We start from the raw sequence: 17,848 nt of genomic DNA, 5'->3' as shown, positions 1-17,848 counted from the left end.
AATGTCAGCCTGTATCAGGTTGGAAACTGGCCCATTTTCGACCTCAATGAAAGAGGCCACGTGAATAGGATGCTCGAACGATGACCGGAAAACTACTTGCTATTCTCCTTCTTGGGTCGGCTGTTCTGGCTGGTGGGGCCATGTACTATCTGCAAGTTTACGGCTTTTATTATGAAGTGGTCTCAAAGCCAGGACAGGATGTCCGTTTGCTTGCAATCGGCGCAGATGAGCCCGAGACCATCGCCTATACGGACTTTCAGGCGATTGATGCGGACAGCTCTCCGATTCGATACCGCGCCTGCTTTGAAACTGACCTGACGCCAGCAGATCTGGCTGGTTATCAGACCGCCAATGACCCCGAACCGTTGACGGCGCCCGGATGGTTTGAGTGCTACGATGCCATAAAGATTGCCAACGCGTTGCAGACCGGTCAGGCGCAGGCCTTTATCGGGGCTAAGAATATACACTTTGGCGTGGACCGGATCGTCGCTGTAACCCAGGATGGAAAAGGCTATGTTTGGCACGCGCTGAACAACTGCGGGGAAAAGGCCTATGACGGCACGGTCGTCGGAGAGGAATGCCCGCAGCAACCGGAAACGGGGCAATGACTTATCTCATCCCGGATATGATCGCCGCCACGTTGGGGCTAGCTGTCTATCTTTTGGGGGCGGAGTTGAACACGCAGGTGAAGCTGCTTCAGCGCTTCAACATACCCGAACCGGTCAGCGGCGGGTTGGTCGCAGCGCTGGTGATGTTGGGATTATACATGGCCACAGGCATCTCATTCGATTTTGAGATGGCCACGCGGGACTATATGCTAGTGCTGTTTTTTGCGGCAATCGGCCTGAATGCCCGGTTCTTGGATCTGCTTACCGGCGGCAAACCTCTGTTCTTGCTGTTGGTTCTGACATTGATCACCATCATCATGCAAAACGGCATTGGTGCGGTCGGGGCGGTTGCATTTGGTTTTCCTGCCCAATCCGGAGTGTTATTCGGATCAGCTGCACTGATCGGCGGGCATGGAACCGCCATCGCATGGGCGCCGGACGTTGGTGCCGTAACTGGGTTGGAAGGCGCGACCGAGTTGGGGGTCGCAGTGGCGACATTGGGCCTGGTGTTGGCCGCGGTGGTTGGTGGTCCTGTGGCCAAGTATCTTGTCGAACGCTATACTCTGACCCCCGACCGCCCCAATGAAGAACTGACAGTTGGTGTCGCAACCGAAGAACAGCGTTATCCTGATATTACGCCGCTTGGTCTGATGCGGGTCATGCTGTACCTCCATCTTGCCATTATCATTGGCTATGGCGTGAATGTCCTGATCGCAGAGGCCGGCCTGAAACTTCCCCTGTTTGTACCTTGTCTGATCATTGCCATTTTGATCGGCAACCTGCGCAGCTGGTTGCGGCCAAATGCAGTTCCCGTCAGCCGCACATCCGCGCTTGGGCTGGTTTCAGAGCTTGCGTTGGGTACCTTTCTGGCCATGTCGCTGATGAGCCTGCAGTTGTGGACGATTGCGGAACTTGGTGTGACCATTTTGGTCGTACTGGCGGCACAAACCGCCTTTACGGTAATCTTCGTTATCTACGTGTTGTTTCCGGTGATGGGGTCGGGATATCGCGCCGCGGTTCTGGCCGCAGGCTTCGGTGGGTTTGCGCTGGGCGCGACCCCCACCGCCATTGCCAATATGACCGCTGTAACCAAGCGATATGGCCCGTCCCCTATTGCCTTTATCGTACTGCCCCTTGTATCCGCATTTTTTGTGGATATCGCTAATGCCATCGTCATCCAGACGATCGTCAATTTCTAAGGACTGACTATGCCCGACCTGCTGATCGAACTGTTTTCCGAGGAAATCCCTGCACGCATGCAAACCCGTGCCGGTGAAGACCTGAAAAAGCGGATCACTGATGGTCTGGTCGAGGCCGGTCTGACCTATGCCGGGGCCGCCTCTCTGACCACGCCCCGCCGCCTGACGCTGGCGGTCGAGGGTTTGCTGGCCGAAAGCCCGTCCATCCGCGAGGAACGCAAAGGCCCGAAAGTGGGCGCACCCGATAAGGCCATCGAAGGCTTCCTGCGCGGCGCCGGCCTGACCCGCGACCAGTTGGAAGAGCGTGAAACGCCCAAAGGTGCGGTCTATTTCGCGATGATCGAAAAGCCCGGCCGCCCGGCGGCTGACATCGTGGCCGACGTGCTTGAGGCGACGATCCGCAATTTCCCCTGGCCCAAGTCGATGCGCTGGGGCAGTGGCCCGATGCGCTGGGTGCGTCCGCTGCATTCGATCCTGTGCATCCTCAATGATGAGACCGGCGCGCAGGTCGTGCCTCTTGAGGTCGAAGGGATCAAATCCGGCGACACAACCGAGGGTCACCGCTTTATGGCCCCGAACCGGTTTTCTGTAACGTCGTTTGAGGATTATGCCGCCAAGCTGAAACGCGCTTTTGTGGTGCTATCGCCTGAGGAACGCGCCGAACATATTTGGAATGACGCGCAGAACATGGCTTTTGCCGCCGGTCTGGAAGTGGTTGACGACAAGGGCCTGCTGGCCGAGGTGGCCGGGCTGGTCGAATGGCCCGTGGTACTGATGGGGCAGATCGACGAGGAGTTCCTCGAATTACCGCCCGAGGTACTGCAAACCTCGATGAAAGAGCATCAGAAGTTCTTTTCCGTGAAAAACCCCAAATCCGGTCGGATTGAACGCTTTATCACCGTCGCCAACCGCGAGACCGTCGACAATGGTGCGACCATTCTGGCGGGCAACCAAAAGGTGTTGTCGGCGCGTCTGGCTGATGCCAAGTTCTTTTGGGAGAATGACCTGCGCATTGCCAAGTCGGATATGCCTCAGTGGACCCGCGCGCTGCAGAATGTGACCTTCCACAACAAGCTGGGCACACAGGCGGAACGGATTGACCGCATCGCAGCACTAGCCCGCGAACTGGCGCCAGTAGTCGGAGCAGATGCGGATCAGGCCGAGAAAGCCGCGCGTCTGGCCAAGGCCGATCTGAACTCGGAAATGGTCTATGAGTTTCCCGAACTTCAGGGGCTTATGGGGCGGTATTACATCGAGGCTGCAGGCGAAGATGCTGCTGTCGCCGCCGTGGCACAGGAGCATTACTCGCCGCTGGGGCCGTCGGATGACGTGCCGACTGCACCGCTGTCGGTGACCGTGGCGCTGGCCGACAAGCTGGACACGCTGACCGGGTTCTGGGCGATTGACGAGAAGCCCACCGGGTCCAAAGACCCGTTTGCCCTGCGGCGTGCGGCGCTGGGGGTTATTCGGTTGGTTTTGGAGAATAGCCTAAATATGCCGTTGATCGAACCTCTTTCTAACGCAGAGCGCGCCCACAGGACCGGGTTCTCTCGTAGGGAGTGGTCTGATCTTTTTAACAATGAAGAAGCATTGATCGATCAGGTGGCCATCGCCACTGGAAAGACCAAGGAAGAAGCCGGTGCAATTGTAGACAACTTGATCTCGGATCGGATTGACAGAGAAGGCCAGGAATCTGAGTTGCTGGAGTTGGCGGGTGTGCCGGTTGCCGACCAATTGGAAGTTGAGTGCCTGCACGACCTCCTCTCTTTCTTCCACGACCGCCTCAAAACCTTCCTCCGCGATGAAGCCATTCGTCACGACATCATCGACGCCTGTATCGCGATGGACGGGAATGACGACCTCAACCTGCTAGTCAAACGTGCCCGTGCTCTGAATGCGGTGATCGCGACCGAGGATGGGGAAAACCTCGTGCAGGGGTTCAAGCGGGCCAACAATATCCTGTCTCAGGCGGAAGAGAAGGATGGGGTGGAATACTCCTATGGTGCAGATGTGAAATTTGCCGAAACAGACAGCGAGAAAGCGCTGTTTGCAGCATTGGATCAGGCTCAGGCACAGATCGGCACAGCGCTGGCGTCCGAAGATTTCCCGGCCGCGATGACGGCTATGTCCGCGCTGCGCGGGCCGGTGGATGCGTTCTTTGAGGATGTGCAGGTCAATACCGACAATGACATCCTGCGCCGCAACCGCCTGAACCTGCTCAGCCAGATCAGGAAGGTCTGTTCCAGCGTGGCCGATCTGGTCCGAATCGAAGGTTAACGCTCTTGCGCCACGGGCGCAGGGGCCTATGCTGCGGTGAAACCAAAAGGTGCCGCAGTGCAGAATAACCCGCATACCACTCTGATCACAGCCGAAGCGCCCGTAGCGGCGAATACTCATGGCGGGCGCGCGAAATGCCTGCAGCGTCTGGTTCGGCTGGATTTTCCCGTACCACGAACGGTTGCATTGTCCTTTGATGCAGTGCAGCGGATCGCCGGCGGGCAGGTGCCCGACATTGCGGCCATTCTCGAACAGTTCGACGAGGCGGCGCTGCTATGTGTTCGTCCAAGTTCCGAGGACCCCGATTGGGGCGGGCCTGGGGCAATCCTCAACATCGGTATGAATGATGCGCGCTATGTGGATCTGTCAGACGAGATGGGGAACGAGGCCGCGGCTGCACTGTCGCTGCGCTTTGTTCAAAGCTATGCCATTCATGTGGCGCGTCTGGATGCGGATGTGTTTGACGACATCGAGGCCGATGGGCTGGAAGGTCTGCGCCAGTCGTTGCGGGCCTATGAGGATGAAACCGACGAGCCTTTCCCACAGGATCGTGGTGAGCAGCTGGTTGCGGTTCTGCGTTCGATGGCGCGGGCATGGGATGGAACCTCAGCCCGGCTGTTACGCCAGGCAAAAGGTGCGCCAGCAGATGCAGGTCTGGGCCTGGTCATTCAAGAGATGGTCCCGGGTGTGGGGCAGGGCGAATGCGGGTCCGGCGTTCTGCAACTGATTGATCCGACAACAGGGCTGCAGCAGATAACCGGTCGTTACCTCAGCCAAAGCCAGGGTCGCGATGCGTTGGGCGAGGGGGTCGCCGCGCTGTATCTGGAAAAGGATCCGCGTGGTAAGTCGCTTGAGGAAGTTGCGCCCAAGGCATTCGCGGAACTCAAGGCACATGCTGCAATCATGCGCGAAAAGCTGCGTGAGGAAATGCAGGTCGAATTCGTCATCGAAAATGGGCACGTTCACATTCTGGACGGTGTGCGCGTGCAGCGCAGTGCCCGTGCTGCCATGCGGATTGCCGTTCGGTTGGCCGAGGATGGCATCATTCCTCAGCAAGAGGCGGTGATGCGGGTCGATCCGCATTCTCTGAACGAGTTGCTGCACCGGCAGGTTCACCCCGACGCGCGCCGCGATGTGCTGACCACAGGCATTGCAGCCAGTCCAGGGGCGGCAACCGGAAAGCTTGTGTTTACTGCGGCCGAGGCGCAGGCCAGTGCCGCGCGGGGCGAGCCCTGTATTCTGGTGCGCCGAGAGACGTCCCCGGAAGATGTCCGGGGAATGCACGCCGCAGTGGCTGTTCTGACCGAAAAGGGTGGGATGACCAGCCATGCGGCCGTGATCGGTCGCGGCTTGGGCCTGCCTTGCATCGTTGGCGCCTCTGAAATGCGGTTTCAGACCAAAGAGAAGATGTTGACAGCTCAGGATGGCCGCGTTTTCAAAACGGGCGACAAGCTGACGATAGACGGAACTTCGGGGCAGGTTCTGGCGGGGCAGCCCGCGATGCTTGAGGCGGCGCTAGACGATTGTTTTCAGACGCTTATGAGCTGGGCAGACGCCGAACGTGATATTGAGATCCGCGCCAATGCCGATACGCCTGCGGATGCGCAGACCGCTCGGAACTTTTCGGCACAAGGGATCGGCCTGTGCCGGACGGAACATATGTTCTTTGATCCCGGCCGCCTGATCGTGATGCGCGAAATGATCTTTGCCCAAACCTCTTCCGGTCGTGCGGCGGTTCTGGAACGTCTGCTTCCGATGCAACGCGCAGATTTCGTGCAACTCTTTCGAATTATGGAAGGTCAACCGGTCTGTATCCGCCTGTTCGACCCGCCGTTGCATGAGTTCCTGCCCACGACTCGCAGTGGCCAGCGTGAATTAGCAGAGGCACTTGATCTGCCGGTTTCGGATGTGGAACGCCGTGTCGCCGAGATGACCGAATATAATCCGATGTTGGGATTGCGCGGCGTCAGGCTGGGCATCACGGTGCCGGAAATCTATGATATGCAGGCCCGGGCAATCTTTGAGGCGACGCTTGAGGCCAGCAAAGAGGGCGCTCTGGTGGTCCCCGAGGTGATGATACCGCTGGTTTCGGCCAAGCGCGAGGTTGAGCTTGTCAAATCTCGGATAGACACGGTTGCGGCGTCGGTAGCCGCTGAACGAGGGCAAGAGTTCGAATATCGGCTGGGGGTCATGGTGGAAACGCCGCGTGCCTGCCTGCGGGCGGACGAAATCGCTCCACAAACTGCGTTCCTTAGCTTCGGCACCAATGATTTGACCCAAATGACCTACGGATTGTCTCGTGATGACGCTGGTCGTTTCATGTCTGCTTATGTGCGTCAGGGTGTTTTCGCCGAGGACCCGTTCCACGTGCTAGATCCCGATGGTGTAGGGGAATTGCTGAAGCTGGGGTCTGAACGCGGACGCCGGGTTCAGCCGGACGTGACCCTGTCGGTCTGTGGTGAACATGGCGGAAACCCCGAATCAATCGCAATTTGTCGGGATTTGGGGTTCGACTATGTGTCATGTTCACCCTTCCGGGTACCTGTCGCTCGGCTGGCTGCCGCTCAACTGGCGATTTCGTCCAGACTTGGGGGTTGACAGTAACGGCCGACCCAAGGATTAGTGGGAAAAGAAGGTAGCCGTCGTCAACTTATTTTGACGTTACGGCGATTTTCCACTTGCATCTTCTTCTGATCTGGACGTTTCCGATTCAATTCGGTATGAGCCTCATCGCGCCCGCCGGGGGAGGGTATGGCGCAGAATGTGCCTGTGCGAGGTTATCTGATGCTAAGATATATTCTGGCTGTTGCCGTTATGGCGACAACCATGCTGCCTAGTGTGTCCTTCGCTGAGAGGGAAGCAACCGATACTGCGAAACGTGAGCTGGTCGCCCGTAGCGAACTGCCCGGTCAGAATTTTCGCGATTATCTGAATTTGTTCAAGCCCCGACAGGAGCCTGAGCCGAAAGAAGTGTCCTACTCCAAGAGCTGGTTGGACGAGCAACCCACCGCCACCGGAGGCGAACAGTTCAAGTGCCTGGCCGAGGCGTTGTACTTTGAAGCGCGCGGCGAAGGTGTGCGCGGTCAGTTTGCTGTGGCGGAGGTTATCCTCAACCGTGTTGCCAGCAGCCGCTTTCCCGACACGCTGTGTGGTGTGATCAATCAGGGCACAGGTAAGAAATACCAGTGCCAATTCACCTATACCTGTGACGGTCAAGAAGAAGTGATCCGTGAAAAGAAGGCCTATGAGCGTGTGGCAAAAGTTGCGCGTACAGCCATCGACGGGGATGCCAAAAAGCTGACCGAAGGGGCTACGCATTATCACACGACCGCAGTGCGCCCGTCTTGGGCCAAGGTCTACAAGGAAACCGCGCGTATCGGTGTCCATATTTTCTACCGTCACAACTATCAGACGGCGAGTAACTGATTGACGCACCCGCGCTGGAACCCTACTGGCGCGGGACGAAAATCGGTTTAGATTGCGGGTCCAGGAGGCCCGTATTGGTGTTATCACGCAGACAGATTTTGCAATCCGGTACAGCAATGTTGCTGTTGCCCAAGGCAGTGCATGCCGCAATAGATGATTTGGTTGCCCAGATCGTCTCCCGACAGCTGGCCCCTGACGGGTACCCCGAGACCTCGGTTTGGTCCTTTGGTGGAAATGTGCCCGGTTCAGAAATTCGCCTGCGCAAAGGGCAAAGCGTCCGGCGCAGATTGGTAAACGATTTGCCCCAACCCGCTACGATCCACTGGCATGGCATTCGGATTGTCAATGCAATGGACGGAGTTCCGGGTCTGACGCAGGACGCTGTTCAGCCTGGCCACAGTTTTACCTATGACTTTGTGGTCCCGGATGCGGGAACATATTGGTATCATGCCCATAACCGATCCATGGAGCAGGTTGCGCGTGGCCTCTACGGCCCATTGATTGTCGAAGAAGATAATCTGCCTGATGTGGATCAGGATTTGACCCTTGTCCTGGACGACTGGAGGTTGACCCCGGAAACCGGGCAGATCGTAGAAGATTTTGATAACCAGCACGACCTCAGCCACGCCGGGCGTTTGGGTAATCTCGTCACAGTTAATGGCCAGTTTGATCCAGAATATGCAGTGGCGCGCGGCGCGCGCCTGAGGCTGCGGCTGATCAATGCGGCAAATGCCAGGATATTCGATCTGGGGCTTGATGGTCTGACAGGTTGGATCGTCGCTTTGGATGGAATGCCTCTGGTTGACCCTTTGCCGTTTTCTGGGAACGTCCCGCTTGCACCTGCTCAGCGGATGGATCTGATCGTGGATGTGCAAAGTGATGAGGGTCAGATTGCCGGGCTTGTTAGTCAAGAACGCGGTGAAAGCTTCGGTCTGGTTCGGCTTGCGGTGGCCGGACGGGCGGCGGCAAACAGGACTGGAATCCACCCTTTGCCAGCAAATGAGATGCCTAAGGTTCGGCTGGACGACGCACCGATCCATCGCATGACGCTGCAAGGCGGGGCCATGCGCTGGCTGGATTCCGCCAATATGGGCGAGACCGAGCTATCAGGCCGTGAATTGGCCCAACTCGGGAGGTTTTGGGCATTGAATGGCTATTCTGATCGACCGGATGAGCCGTTTCTGGATGCGCGATTGGGAAGTGCTCATCAGATTGAGTTTGTCAATGAAACGGTATTTTCCCATGCTATGCACCTGCATGGGCACCATTTCCGCATCATCCTGGATGACGGCACGCTGGGCCCCTGGCGCGACACAATACTGATAGGGCGGGGTCAGACCCGTAAAATCGCGCTGATTGCTGACAATCCAGGCGACTGGTTGTTGCACTGTCATATGCTGGGTCATTCAGCATCGGGAATGATGAGCTGGTTTCGCGTCAGCTGACGCCGCATTCGAAGACTGGAATGGCGCTTGTTGCAGTGTTATAGGGCCTGCAATGTGTAAATAGGTCCGAAAAATCCACCAAGCCCAAAGGGTCAACCGCATGAGTTCTGAAATCCGTCTTGCCTTTGCGCACCCCTCCGAGCGGTCCGAAGCGACAGCCACGCGGGGACCTCTGGATCGCATTTCTCTGCGGGACCATATTGTCGAGGTCGAAATTGGCGCTTTTCAGGCAGAGCGCGGAACGACGCAACGCATTTGCTTTAATATCGTTGTCGAAGTGCGCCCTTTGACCGATCCGATTGACGATGATGTTGATCGCATTTTGTCATATGATCGTGTGACCGAGGCTATCGCCTTTGAACTGTCAGCCGAGCGGTTGAACCTGCTGGAAACTTTGGCAGATCGGATTGCGGAAAGAATTTTGCTTGAGCCTCAAGCCGTAAGAGCTTTTGTCAGAATAGAAAAACTGGATCGAGGACCCGGCGCTTTGGGCGTCGAGATCGTGCGCGGTAAAGATGCAACTCACCACGATCTGGTCGAGGAAGAGCGTCCGCACCCGCGTTTGGCCTTCCTGTCAAACGAAGCAATCGCTTCGGACAATCTGACCGGTTGGATCGACCAGTTGGAGAACCGGAAACGTCCCTTGATCCTATGCGTTGGGGCGGCGGATATGGCCGTTTCACAAACGGGGCACGCCATGACACAACGCCGGATCGACCTTTTGGCCATCGAGCAAAACGCCTGGGTATTGGCCGCGCGTGACCTCCGCTGTGTCGTCGTTTCCACGCGGACTGAATTGGATTGGGCCATGAAGAACGGACAGATTTGCGTTTGGGCCCCGTCCAAGATCGTTCTTGATGCGGTGGATGGGCCATCTGCCGCACCCTCTGACGCGGTCGCTTTGGCGGCATGGTTTGCCGCGACTTTCGAAGCAAGTGAGCTGTTGGTTTTCGGAGGCGCCCTGCCGGACTCGCCGCAGATTCCGCTGCGCGCTGTGCCGGTGGATCAGGCGAATCTGTGACTGCTTACTACCGACCCCTGGTTCAGCATGGTGAGGCGCGCCCTGAAGGGGCGGTGACCTTAGTCGGTCAGAAGCTGTGGTTTACCCATGTCGAACGTCTGAGCCGGACTGAAGCCGCGTGCATCATCCCGGCTGCGCAGGTTCCGGGGGATGTGCTGGATCGACTGACACGTCCACGGGCAGCTGTTTCTGGAGTTGCGATGGATTGCCCTCAGATCATGGGGATCCTCAACGCCACGCCGGACAGTTTCTCGGATGGCGGGGTGCATAACTCGGTCGAGGCGGCACAGGCTGCGGCGCGGGACATGGTATCGCAGGACGCCAGGATTCTCGATATCGGTGGCGAGTCGACGCGCCCCGGCGCAAGTTTTGTGCCTGAAGATGAAGAAATCGCCCGGACCGAACCGCTGATCAGGGCGATCAGGTCGGCCACCGATGCGTTGATTTCCATAGATACCCGCAAAGCCGCCGTTGCCAAAGCCGCTTGGAAAGCCGGGGCAGGGCTGATCAACGACGTCTCGGGCTTTACCTTCGATCCGGACCTAGCGCCGTTCTGTGCCCAGGTCGGAGCCCCTGTCTGCGTGATGCACATGCAGGGCGATCCCGGTTCGATGCAGGATGACCCGACTTACGACAATGTTTTGCTGGATGTTTATGACTTCCTACATGGGCAGGTTGGTTTTCTTGAAGACCTCGGCATGAGCCGGGACCAGATCGTTATCGACCCGGGCATAGGATTTGGCAAAACCGAAAAGCACAATCTTATCCTTCTGCAGAATCTCAGCCTGTTTCACGGTTTGGGGTGTCCGATCCTGCTGGGCGTGTCCCGAAAGGGGTTTATTGGTCAGATAGGCAAAGAACCCGGCAAAGATGCCCGTGCGCCGGGATCTATCGCCGTGGGGCTGGCCGGATTGGCACAGGGTGTGCAGATCCTTCGTGTTCATGACGTCGCTGAAACCGCTCAGGCCTTGCGTCTATGGGCCGCCGTCCGGTAATCCGGTCGCAAGCAAGAATTTACGGAGAGATACCAATGCGCAAGCTGTTCGGAACCGATGGGGTGCGTGGCACCGCCAATACGCATCCGATCACGGCTGAGATGGCCCTGCGCATGGGGGCCGCGGTTGGGCGGTACTTCCGACGTGACCAATCCGGCGTGCACCGTGTTGTTATTGGCAAGGATACGCGCCTGTCTGGGTATATGCTGGAAAACGCGCTGACGGCGGGGCTGACCTCGACCGGGATGAATGTTTTGCTGCTGGGACCAGTTCCAACGCCGGCTGTCGGCCTGATGACGCGGTCAATGCGCGCCGATCTGGGCGTGATGATCTCGGCCAGTCACAACCCCGCCGAAGACAACGGGATCAAGTTTTTCGGGCCTGATGGCTTCAAGCTGTCGGATCAGGCGGAAATTGAAATTGAACGGCTGATCGAAGAAGGGGTTAAGCCTGCGCAGGCGCAAAATATCGGTCGGGCCCGCCGGGTAGACGATGCGCGGTTTCGCTATGGCGAGCGGGTGAAATCTTCGCTATCCCGCGATCTTAGACTGGACGGTCTCAAAGTGGTGGTGGATTGCGCCAATGGCGCCGCGCACCGCACTGCGCCCGAAGTTTTGTGGGAACTTGGGGCCGAGGTCATTCCTGTAGGCACATCTCCTAACGGTAAGAATATCAACCTGAATTGCGGTTCGACCAAACCTCAGCTTGCAGCTGAAACAGTGGTGGCGCACGGGGCCGATGTCGGGATCTGCCTGGATGGTGATGCCGATCGGGTTGTGATCGTGGATGAGCACGGACACGTGGCCGACGGCGATCAGTTGATGGCGTTGTTAGCGACCTCTTGGGCCAAGGCAGACCGCTTGCGCGGCGGCGCTTTGGTCGCGACAGTCATGTCCAACCTTGGTCTCGAACGCCATATCGGTTCGCAGGGGCTCAGGCTTGAAAGAACGGCCGTAGGCGACCGCTATGTAGTCGAGCGGATGCGTGAAGGAGATTTCAACCTGGGTGGTGAACAATCTGGCCACATCGTCATGAGCGATTATGCCACCACAGGCGATGGCCTCATGGCGGGCCTGCATTTCCTGGCTGAAATGGTACATTCCGGGCGCAACGCATCCGAACTGTCGGTTCAGTTCGAAACAGTACCGCAACTGTTGAAGAACGTGCGCTATGGCGAGGGGCAGGCCCCGCTGGAAACAACTGGTGTGAAAGCCGCAATCTCGGATGCCGAAGAGCGTCTGAAAGGAAAAGGCCGATTACTGATCCGTAAATCCGGCACTGAACCTCTGATCCGCGTCATGGCGGAGTGTGAAGATGATCAGCTGTTGGCCCAAGTCGTTGACAGTATCGTTGCTGAGGTCGCGGCGGTTGCAGGCTAGCGACCGGCAAGCATTCTGCGCAGGCTGAACCACTGGCTGATCGCTAGCCCGGTCAGGATCATCGCCAGAGCAACGTAAAACCGTATCGGCAATGCCTCGGACAGAATCCACGCGCCAAATACCATCGACCATATCGGAACCTGGTAGTTGACCAGCGTCAGAAAAACAGACCCGGCGCTGCGAATAATCGAGACGCGCAACAACGTGGCAAAGGCGGTCGGAACAAGGCCCAATGCGATTATGGCGAGGCTAGGCCGTGCGCCATGCCAATTTGGCACCCCTTCGGTTACCAGCATGATGGGCAACAAGATCGCCGCGCCGACCAGCAAAGTGAGCGCAGCCAGAACAACCGGATCGACCGGAGGGCATCTGCGCGTGAATATAGAAGCGCAGGAATAGCACAGTGCAGCACCAATACAGGCCAGCTGTGCCAGTGGTTCCGCACCTTGACCAAGCTGTGCAAGGCCAGGGCCAATCAGCACCAGTGCGCCTGCAAATCCAAGTGATACGCCAACAAAACGCCGCGCGTTGAGGGGCTCATCCGAAAAGAAATGTGCCAGTGGCAACACCATCAACGGGATGGCCGCCATCGAAAGGCCCGCAAAGGCGGACGGAACATATTGCTGGCCCCAGCTGAGAAGCAAAAAAGGTAGGGCCGTCGACAGAATGCCGATCACGATGATTGAGGGCCAAAGGCCCCGCGTGGTTGTTGGCAATTTGCGACCCGTCGCCCCCAACAGCAGTATAAGGGTGAGCGCGCCCAGAGTCGTGCGCGCTGTTGCTACTGTGACGGGCCCGTACCCTTCGAGCGCGATGGCCACGACCATAAATGTGCCGCCCCAGATGAAGCCAAGTACAGCGACCATAAGCCAGTTTTTATTGGTGATTTCAGAGGGTTCGCTCATGGTATTGCCTGCTTCGTCACAATTAGCTGCGAGTGTGGTATTGTAGGGGTATTGGAAAAAGAATTTGGAGACAAATTATGGACTACAAAGAAGTGAATGCTGTTTGCCAGCCCGGAGACGATGTGGCTTCACGAGATTGGTATGCTTGGAACAACAAGATGCCTCCGGGGCCCGCTAGGTTGATTGTGACGGGCATTGTCACGGTTGGTAATCCAGGGGTCGAGCCCATGTTGGTTATCGCCAATCCGCAGGGGATCAATCCCAGCCATTTGCTGCTCAACATCTTCCTCTGTCAGAAGCCCGGGAAATGGCCCTCGGTGGTTGTCGACAAGCCGGTGCGGTTCGAGCAGCATTCGAACCCGATGTATACCCATGTGGATATTGTTGGCGGGCCGTCGATAGAAATTTTTGACGCCCATTAAATGAATGACGCCGCCCCGGGGGGCGGCGTCACGATAGGATCAGTTCTTTTCCTGATCGACCAGTTTACCGGCCGAAATCCAGGGCATCATGTCCCGCAGCTTTTTGCCGACCACTTCGATCTGGTGCTCGTCATTGGAACGGCGCGAGGCTTTGATGGTGGGTTGACCCACAGCATTTTCCAGCATGAAGTCGCGTACGAACTTGCCGCTCTGAATGTCCGACAGGGACTCTTTCATTGCCTTCTTGGTCTGCTCATAAGGCAGGATGCGCGGACCAGTGACGTACTGACCGTATTCAGCAGTGTTCGAGATCGAGTAATCCATGTTGGCGATTCCGCCTTCATAGATCAGGTCCACGATCAGCTTGGTTTCGTGCAGACACTCAAAATAGGCCATTTCGGGTGCATAACCAGCCTCGACCAGAGTTTCAAAGCCGCAGCGGATCAGCTCGACGATACCTCCACACAGAACCGCCTGTTCACCGAACAGGTCGGTTTCGCATTCTTCGCGGAAGTTGGTCTCGATGATGCCCGAACGGCCGCCACCGATGGCCGAGCAATAGGACAGACCGATTTCCAGCGCTTTGCCGGTTGCGTCGGTGTCAACAGCCACAAGGCAGGGAACGCCGCCGCCTTTGGTGTATTCACCACGGACGGTGTGGCCGGGGCCTTTGGGGGCCATCATGATGACGTCGACGCCTGCTTTCGGTTCGATCAGGCCAAAGTGAACATTCAGGCCGTGGGCGAACGCAATCGCAGCACCCGGCTTGATGTTGTCATGCACGTATTTCTTGTAAGTTTCGGCCTGCAATTCATCGGGCATGGTGAACATGATGACATCACACCAGGCTGCCGCTTCTGCAATGCCCATGACCGCCAGGCCTTCGGCTTCGGCTTTCCTAGCCGAAGGCGAGCCTTCGCGCAGGGCAACGACCAGATTCTTCGCGCCCGAGTCGCGCAGGTTCAGCGCGTGTGCATGACCCTGGCTGCCATAACCCAGGATGGCCACTTTTTTGTCTTTGATCAGGTTGATGTCGCAATCGCGATCGTAATAGACGCGCATGATGCTGGTCCTTTCTGTTTCGATTGCTGTGGGTTTTAAGGCGATTTTCCAAGGATAGCGATACTGTTATCCTTGAATTATCAAGGATAACTCGAGTATCTATTCTTGAAGTATAGCAATAAAGAAAAAATCATGCTTGATGATGTTGACCGCAGGCTTCTGCGTCATTTCCAGGCCGACCCGACGCTGACAACCGCTGAGCTGGCCGAGCTTTGTCGCATCAGCACAAGTGTCTGCTGGCGGCGTATCGAAAAAATGCAAGAGGCCGGGATTATTCAAGCCCAAGAGGCGATCATTGACTGGGCCGCATTGGGATATGCAGTCGAGGTTTCATTGCGGGTGACGCTGGATAAGACCCAACCGCGTGCATTCGACGAGTTCATGGGTGTCGCGCGTGAGGTTCCCGAGGTGATCGAGATTCAGACCTTTTTGGGCCGTGTGGATGTGCGCTTATCTGTGCTTGCCAAGGATATGGCACATTACCAGCAGCTGTATCGTGACCGTATCCTGACTTTACCGCATATCGCAGATATCGAGGCATTGATGCATATCGCGCGGGTCAAAAGCGACGAGGTGCTGCCGCTATGACCGAATTGGATGAGCTCGACCGCAAAATTCTGCACGCTCTGATCCAGGATGCAACGCAAAGCGCGGGTGCCTTGGGGCGTAGATTTGACCTGTCTCAGCCCGCGATGTGGCGCCGTATCCGGAGGCTTGAAACGACGGGGATCATAAAGGGGCGCCACCTGCGTTTGAATGCAGAAGCGTTGGGGTTTGGGGTGACAGTTTTTCTGGGGGTCAAGTTAGCGCGGAAAGGTCAGGTCAGCCTTGAAGATTTCGAACGTGCCGTCAGTGCGATCCCCGAGGTTCAAACCGTTGAACATGTGTTGGGCCTCTATGATTACCGTTTGCGCGTCGTGGCACGGGATCTCTCGGACTTTGAACGTGTTCTGCGCCGCCGGATAATGACTTTGCCCGGGGCCGGAGATGTCGAAGCCAATGTATTGCTGAGCGAAGAGAGGCTACCCGGGCCTATCGGCTAGGCCCGTTTCAGTACCTAGTGCGGATGTAATATCCGGGATGATGTGTCATGCGCGCAAAGGTAATTGGCTGCCCGTCTTTCCATGTCGTGCGCTCTAATTGGATCATGGACGTCCCCGAGGTTGTCCCCATGAATTCAGCCAGCCGTCCATCTGCCGAAATCGCGCAAAAGGCGACTTCAGCATCGGTGAAGGGGGCGGCGTGCAACAGCCACTCATGCGGGCCTTTGGTGTCGAGGTCAGCATGTTCCACTTCAGGAACTGCGTCGATATTGATCCAGCGCTCTTCCAGTTGAAACGGCCGGTTGTCTGCATAGTGCATGCAGACAATATGCAAAACACGCGCTTCTTGCGAGACGCTTAACTGAGAGGCAAGCCATCCGGGGCTGGAGACGATATTACGCTCGACCAGCGCATAACGATAGGTGGAGTTCTGCCCCTCGACATCCAGTCGGGTCAGGGAAAACTCCAGTTTTGCGTGTTTGCTGGGTTCTTTTTTGACCCGCGTTCCGCTTTTACGTTTTCTTTCAACGAAGCCCTGATCTGCCAGTTCCCGCAAAGCACGATTTACCGTGGCACGGGCACAATTAAATTCTTCTGCCAACTGGGTTTCTGTCGGCAGCACCGACCCCTGTGGCCAAACTCTGGTTTCTATTCGTCGTTTTACTTCGTCACGTACAAACTGAAAACTGATCCGCTTATGCGCAGTCACGAGTGAAAATACCTTTCTTCTCCAAAGTGTATGTATCTGGTCAGAAACACGTAGGGGTGTAAAGGGTTGCTGACACTGTTTGGCGTCATTAGTTGTCGATAAGGCCTTTGAGGCGTTAAAATTTTCTTAGGAAACCGGGTTCCGTTGGGTCAATTTTCAGTAGTAACTGAGAGGCAGTGAGCGAAGTTGCGAACACCCGCTCGTTTCGTGGAATTTGAAAGGAATACCAATGCCCCCGCTTTTGGACAATATTGACCCCAATGGGTTAGAGGAGTTTTCGGTCGTCTTCACCGATCGCTCGCTTAATCACATGTCGGTTCAGTTTCAGCATGTGATGCGCGACATCTCTGAGATGCTGAAAGGCGTTTACAACGCTGACGGTGTGGTCGTTATCCCGGGCGGTGGTACCTACGCTATGGAAGCAGTCGCGCGCCAGTTTGCCCGCAATGCCAATGTTCTGGTGGTCAGGAATGGCTGGTTTTCCTATCGGTGGAGCCAGATCATCGAGTCCGGTGGGTTGACGGCGTCGGCAACAGTTCTGAAGGCGCGCCAGACCGGCAACTCGGCAACGTCCCCATTTGCGCCTGCTCCGATCGAGGAAGTCATCGAAACGATCCGCGATGGGCGCCCGGATGTGGTCTTTGCGCCGCATGTCGAAACGGCGGCCGGGGTCATTCTGCCCGACGACTATATTTCGGCGATGGCAGCCGCAGCCCACGAGGTTGGGGCGCTGATGGTTCTGGATTGCATAGCTTCGGGCTGCGCCTGGGTGGATATGAAGGCGACGGGTGTGGATGTCCTGATCTCGGCCCCTCAGAAAGGGTGGAGCGCATCGCCTTGCGCGGGTCTTGTCATGCTATCCGAACAGGCTGAGGCAAGGCTGGAGGAGACGACTTCGGACAGTTTTGCCGTCGACCTGAAGAAATGGCGTCAGATCATGCAAGCCTATGAAAATGGCGGTCACGCCTATCACGCCACGATGCCAACAGATGCGCTGAAAGCCTTCCGCGACACGATGGCTGAGACTCGAGACTATGGCTTTGACAAACTGCGTGACGCCCAGTGGGCATTGGGGGACGGTGTACGGGCAATGCTGAAGGAGAAGGGCATTGTTTCTGTCGCCGCCGATGGGTTTGGTGCGCCGGGTGTGGTGGTCAGTTATACCTCGGACCCCAATATCCAGAACGGCAGCAAATTCGCCGCCTTGGGCATGCAGATCGCTGCTGGTGTACCCTTGCAATGTGATGAGCCAGACGGGTTCAGCACCTTCCGTCTGGGCCTGTTCGGTCTGGACAAGCTGTACGATGTTGACGGCACAATCGCGCGTCTAAAGCGCGTGCTGGACCAAGTTTTGTGA

16 protein-coding genes are annotated in these 17,848 nt (G+C 57.0%); 13 read left to right on the top strand and 3 right to left on the bottom strand.

Going from position 1 to position 17,848, the window contains the following annotated elements; all coding sequences use genetic code 11:
- Nucleotides 1-80 precede the first annotated feature (80 nt).
- From AC2FH9_RS02585 to glmM, 9 genes are all read left to right on the top strand, one after another.
- Entirely contained in the window at nucleotides 81-608 is a 528-nt protein-coding gene (locus tag AC2FH9_RS02585) for a DUF6446 family protein (RefSeq protein WP_496749134.1), read from the top strand.
- A complete protein-coding gene (gene gltS / locus AC2FH9_RS02580; RefSeq protein ID WP_496700704.1) occupies nucleotides 605-1,807 on the top strand; it encodes a sodium/glutamate symporter in 1,203 nt (400 codons plus the stop codon). Before AC2FH9_RS02585 ends, gltS begins: the two co-directional genes overlap by 4 nt.
- Nucleotides 1,808-1,816: 9 nt before the next feature.
- Nucleotides 1,817-4,084 carry a glycine--tRNA ligase subunit beta gene (glyS, locus tag AC2FH9_RS02575; RefSeq protein ID WP_496870659.1) on the top strand — a complete coding sequence of 756 codons (2,268 nt, stop codon included), beginning with the start codon at nucleotides 1,817-1,819 and terminating at the stop codon, nucleotides 4,082-4,084.
- Nucleotides 4,085-4,120: 36 nt separating this feature from the next.
- Nucleotides 4,121-6,682, top strand: coding sequence for a putative PEP-binding protein (locus tag AC2FH9_RS02570; protein ID WP_281972295.1), 2,562 nt, complete (start codon nucleotides 4,121-4,123; stop codon nucleotides 6,680-6,682).
- Nucleotides 6,683-6,835: 153 nt separating this feature from the next.
- Nucleotides 6,836-7,510, top strand: coding sequence for a cell wall hydrolase (locus tag AC2FH9_RS02565; RefSeq protein ID WP_496749132.1), 675 nt, complete (start codon nucleotides 6,836-6,838; stop codon nucleotides 7,508-7,510).
- A 116-nt stretch (nucleotides 7,511-7,626) separates the two neighbouring features.
- The gene (locus AC2FH9_RS02560; RefSeq protein ID WP_496870657.1) at nucleotides 7,627-8,955 is read left to right on the top strand and encodes a multicopper oxidase family protein; all 1,329 of its coding nucleotides are present in this window, start codon (nucleotides 7,627-7,629) and stop codon (nucleotides 8,953-8,955) included.
- Between the two features lie 100 nt (nucleotides 8,956-9,055).
- The gene (locus AC2FH9_RS02555) at nucleotides 9,056-9,976 is read left to right on the top strand and encodes a dihydroneopterin aldolase (RefSeq protein ID WP_496700710.1); all 921 of its coding nucleotides are present in this window, start codon (nucleotides 9,056-9,058) and stop codon (nucleotides 9,974-9,976) included.
- Nucleotides 9,973-10,971, top strand: coding sequence for a dihydropteroate synthase (gene folP / locus AC2FH9_RS02550; protein WP_496870655.1), 999 nt, complete (start codon nucleotides 9,973-9,975; stop codon nucleotides 10,969-10,971). Before AC2FH9_RS02555 ends, folP begins: the two co-directional genes overlap by 4 nt.
- A 35-nt stretch (nucleotides 10,972-11,006) precedes the next feature.
- The gene (gene glmM / locus AC2FH9_RS02545) at nucleotides 11,007-12,350 is read left to right on the top strand and encodes a phosphoglucosamine mutase (RefSeq protein WP_496870654.1); all 1,344 of its coding nucleotides are present in this window, start codon (nucleotides 11,007-11,009) and stop codon (nucleotides 12,348-12,350) included.
- Here the strand turns inward: glmM and AC2FH9_RS02540 are convergent.
- Nucleotides 12,347-13,255 (bottom strand): DMT family transporter, encoded by a 909-nt coding sequence (locus AC2FH9_RS02540; RefSeq protein ID WP_496870652.1) that lies wholly within the window; start codon nucleotides 13,253-13,255, stop codon nucleotides 12,347-12,349. The two genes, glmM and AC2FH9_RS02540, sit on opposite strands and share 4 nt — an antisense overlap.
- 77 nt (nucleotides 13,256-13,332) lie before the next feature.
- On the opposite strand from AC2FH9_RS02540, the gene AC2FH9_RS02535 reads away from it, so the two are divergent.
- Nucleotides 13,333-13,677 (top strand): hypothetical protein, encoded by a 345-nt coding sequence (locus AC2FH9_RS02535; RefSeq protein ID WP_142634506.1) that lies wholly within the window; start codon nucleotides 13,333-13,335, stop codon nucleotides 13,675-13,677.
- A 39-nt stretch (nucleotides 13,678-13,716) separates the two neighbouring features.
- Here the strand turns inward: AC2FH9_RS02535 and ilvC are convergent, their stop codons facing one another.
- A complete protein-coding gene (ilvC, locus tag AC2FH9_RS02530) occupies nucleotides 13,717-14,739 on the bottom strand; it encodes a ketol-acid reductoisomerase (RefSeq protein WP_496793366.1) in 1,023 nt (340 codons plus the stop codon).
- A 132-nt stretch (nucleotides 14,740-14,871) separates the two neighbouring features.
- Between ilvC and AC2FH9_RS02525 the strand changes: the two genes are divergently transcribed.
- Together AC2FH9_RS02525 and AC2FH9_RS02520 are read left to right on the top strand one after the other, a co-directional pair.
- Nucleotides 14,872-15,327 carry an Lrp/AsnC family transcriptional regulator gene (locus tag AC2FH9_RS02525; RefSeq protein ID WP_271946422.1) on the top strand — a complete coding sequence of 152 codons (456 nt, stop codon included), beginning with the start codon at nucleotides 14,872-14,874 and terminating at the stop codon, nucleotides 15,325-15,327.
- The gene (locus tag AC2FH9_RS02520; RefSeq protein WP_496870651.1) at nucleotides 15,324-15,782 is read left to right on the top strand and encodes an Lrp/AsnC family transcriptional regulator; all 459 of its coding nucleotides are present in this window, start codon (nucleotides 15,324-15,326) and stop codon (nucleotides 15,780-15,782) included. The genes AC2FH9_RS02525 and AC2FH9_RS02520 overlap by 4 nt, the downstream gene beginning before the upstream one ends.
- A 7-nt stretch (nucleotides 15,783-15,789) precedes the next feature.
- On the opposite strand, the gene hutC is transcribed toward AC2FH9_RS02520, so the two are convergent.
- Entirely contained in the window at nucleotides 15,790-16,491 is a 702-nt protein-coding gene (gene hutC, locus AC2FH9_RS02515; RefSeq protein WP_142634498.1) for a histidine utilization transcriptional repressor HutC, read from the bottom strand.
- A gap of 229 nt (nucleotides 16,492-16,720) precedes the next feature.
- Here hutC and AC2FH9_RS02510 point away from each other — a divergent pair, with 229 nt between their 5' ends.
- Nucleotides 16,721-17,848, top strand: coding sequence for an aminotransferase class V-fold PLP-dependent enzyme (locus AC2FH9_RS02510; protein ID WP_496813126.1), 1,128 nt, complete (start codon nucleotides 16,721-16,723; stop codon nucleotides 17,846-17,848).

It is taken from the genome of Ruegeria sp. CDSC081, assembly GCF_059610485.1.
Note: the sequence above shows the minus strand (reverse complement) of the source record. Positions and strands in the feature narration are given on the sequence as shown.

Coding starts and splice junctions, on each gene's coding strand:
- AC2FH9_RS02510 (WP_496813126.1), top strand. CDS start 16,721: ATGCCCCCGCTTTTGGACAATATTGACCCCAATGGGTTAGAGGAGTTT.
- glmM (WP_496870654.1), top strand. CDS start 11,007: ATGCGCAAGCTGTTCGGAACCGATGGGGTGCGTGGCACCGCCAATACG.
- AC2FH9_RS02565 (WP_496749132.1), top strand. CDS start 6,836: ATGGCGCAGAATGTGCCTGTGCGAGGTTATCTGATGCTAAGATATATT.
- AC2FH9_RS02560 (WP_496870657.1), top strand. CDS start 7,627: ATGTTGCTGTTGCCCAAGGCAGTGCATGCCGCAATAGATGATTTGGTT.
- AC2FH9_RS02525 (WP_271946422.1), top strand. CDS start 14,872: ATGCTTGATGATGTTGACCGCAGGCTTCTGCGTCATTTCCAGGCCGAC.
- ilvC (WP_496793366.1), bottom strand. CDS start 14,739: ATGCGCGTCTATTACGATCGCGATTGCGACATCAACCTGATCAAAGAC.
- AC2FH9_RS02535 (WP_142634506.1), top strand. CDS start 13,333: ATGGACTACAAAGAAGTGAATGCTGTTTGCCAGCCCGGAGACGATGTG.
- AC2FH9_RS02520 (WP_496870651.1), top strand. CDS start 15,324: ATGACCGAATTGGATGAGCTCGACCGCAAAATTCTGCACGCTCTGATC.
- AC2FH9_RS02540 (WP_496870652.1), bottom strand. CDS start 13,255: ATGAGCGAACCCTCTGAAATCACCAATAAAAACTGGCTTATGGTCGCT.
- AC2FH9_RS02555 (WP_496700710.1), top strand. CDS start 9,056: ATGAGTTCTGAAATCCGTCTTGCCTTTGCGCACCCCTCCGAGCGGTCC.
- AC2FH9_RS02585 (WP_496749134.1), top strand. CDS start 81: ATGACCGGAAAACTACTTGCTATTCTCCTTCTTGGGTCGGCTGTTCTG.
- gltS (WP_496700704.1), top strand. CDS start 605: ATGACTTATCTCATCCCGGATATGATCGCCGCCACGTTGGGGCTAGCT.
- glyS (WP_496870659.1), top strand. CDS start 1,817: ATGCCCGACCTGCTGATCGAACTGTTTTCCGAGGAAATCCCTGCACGC.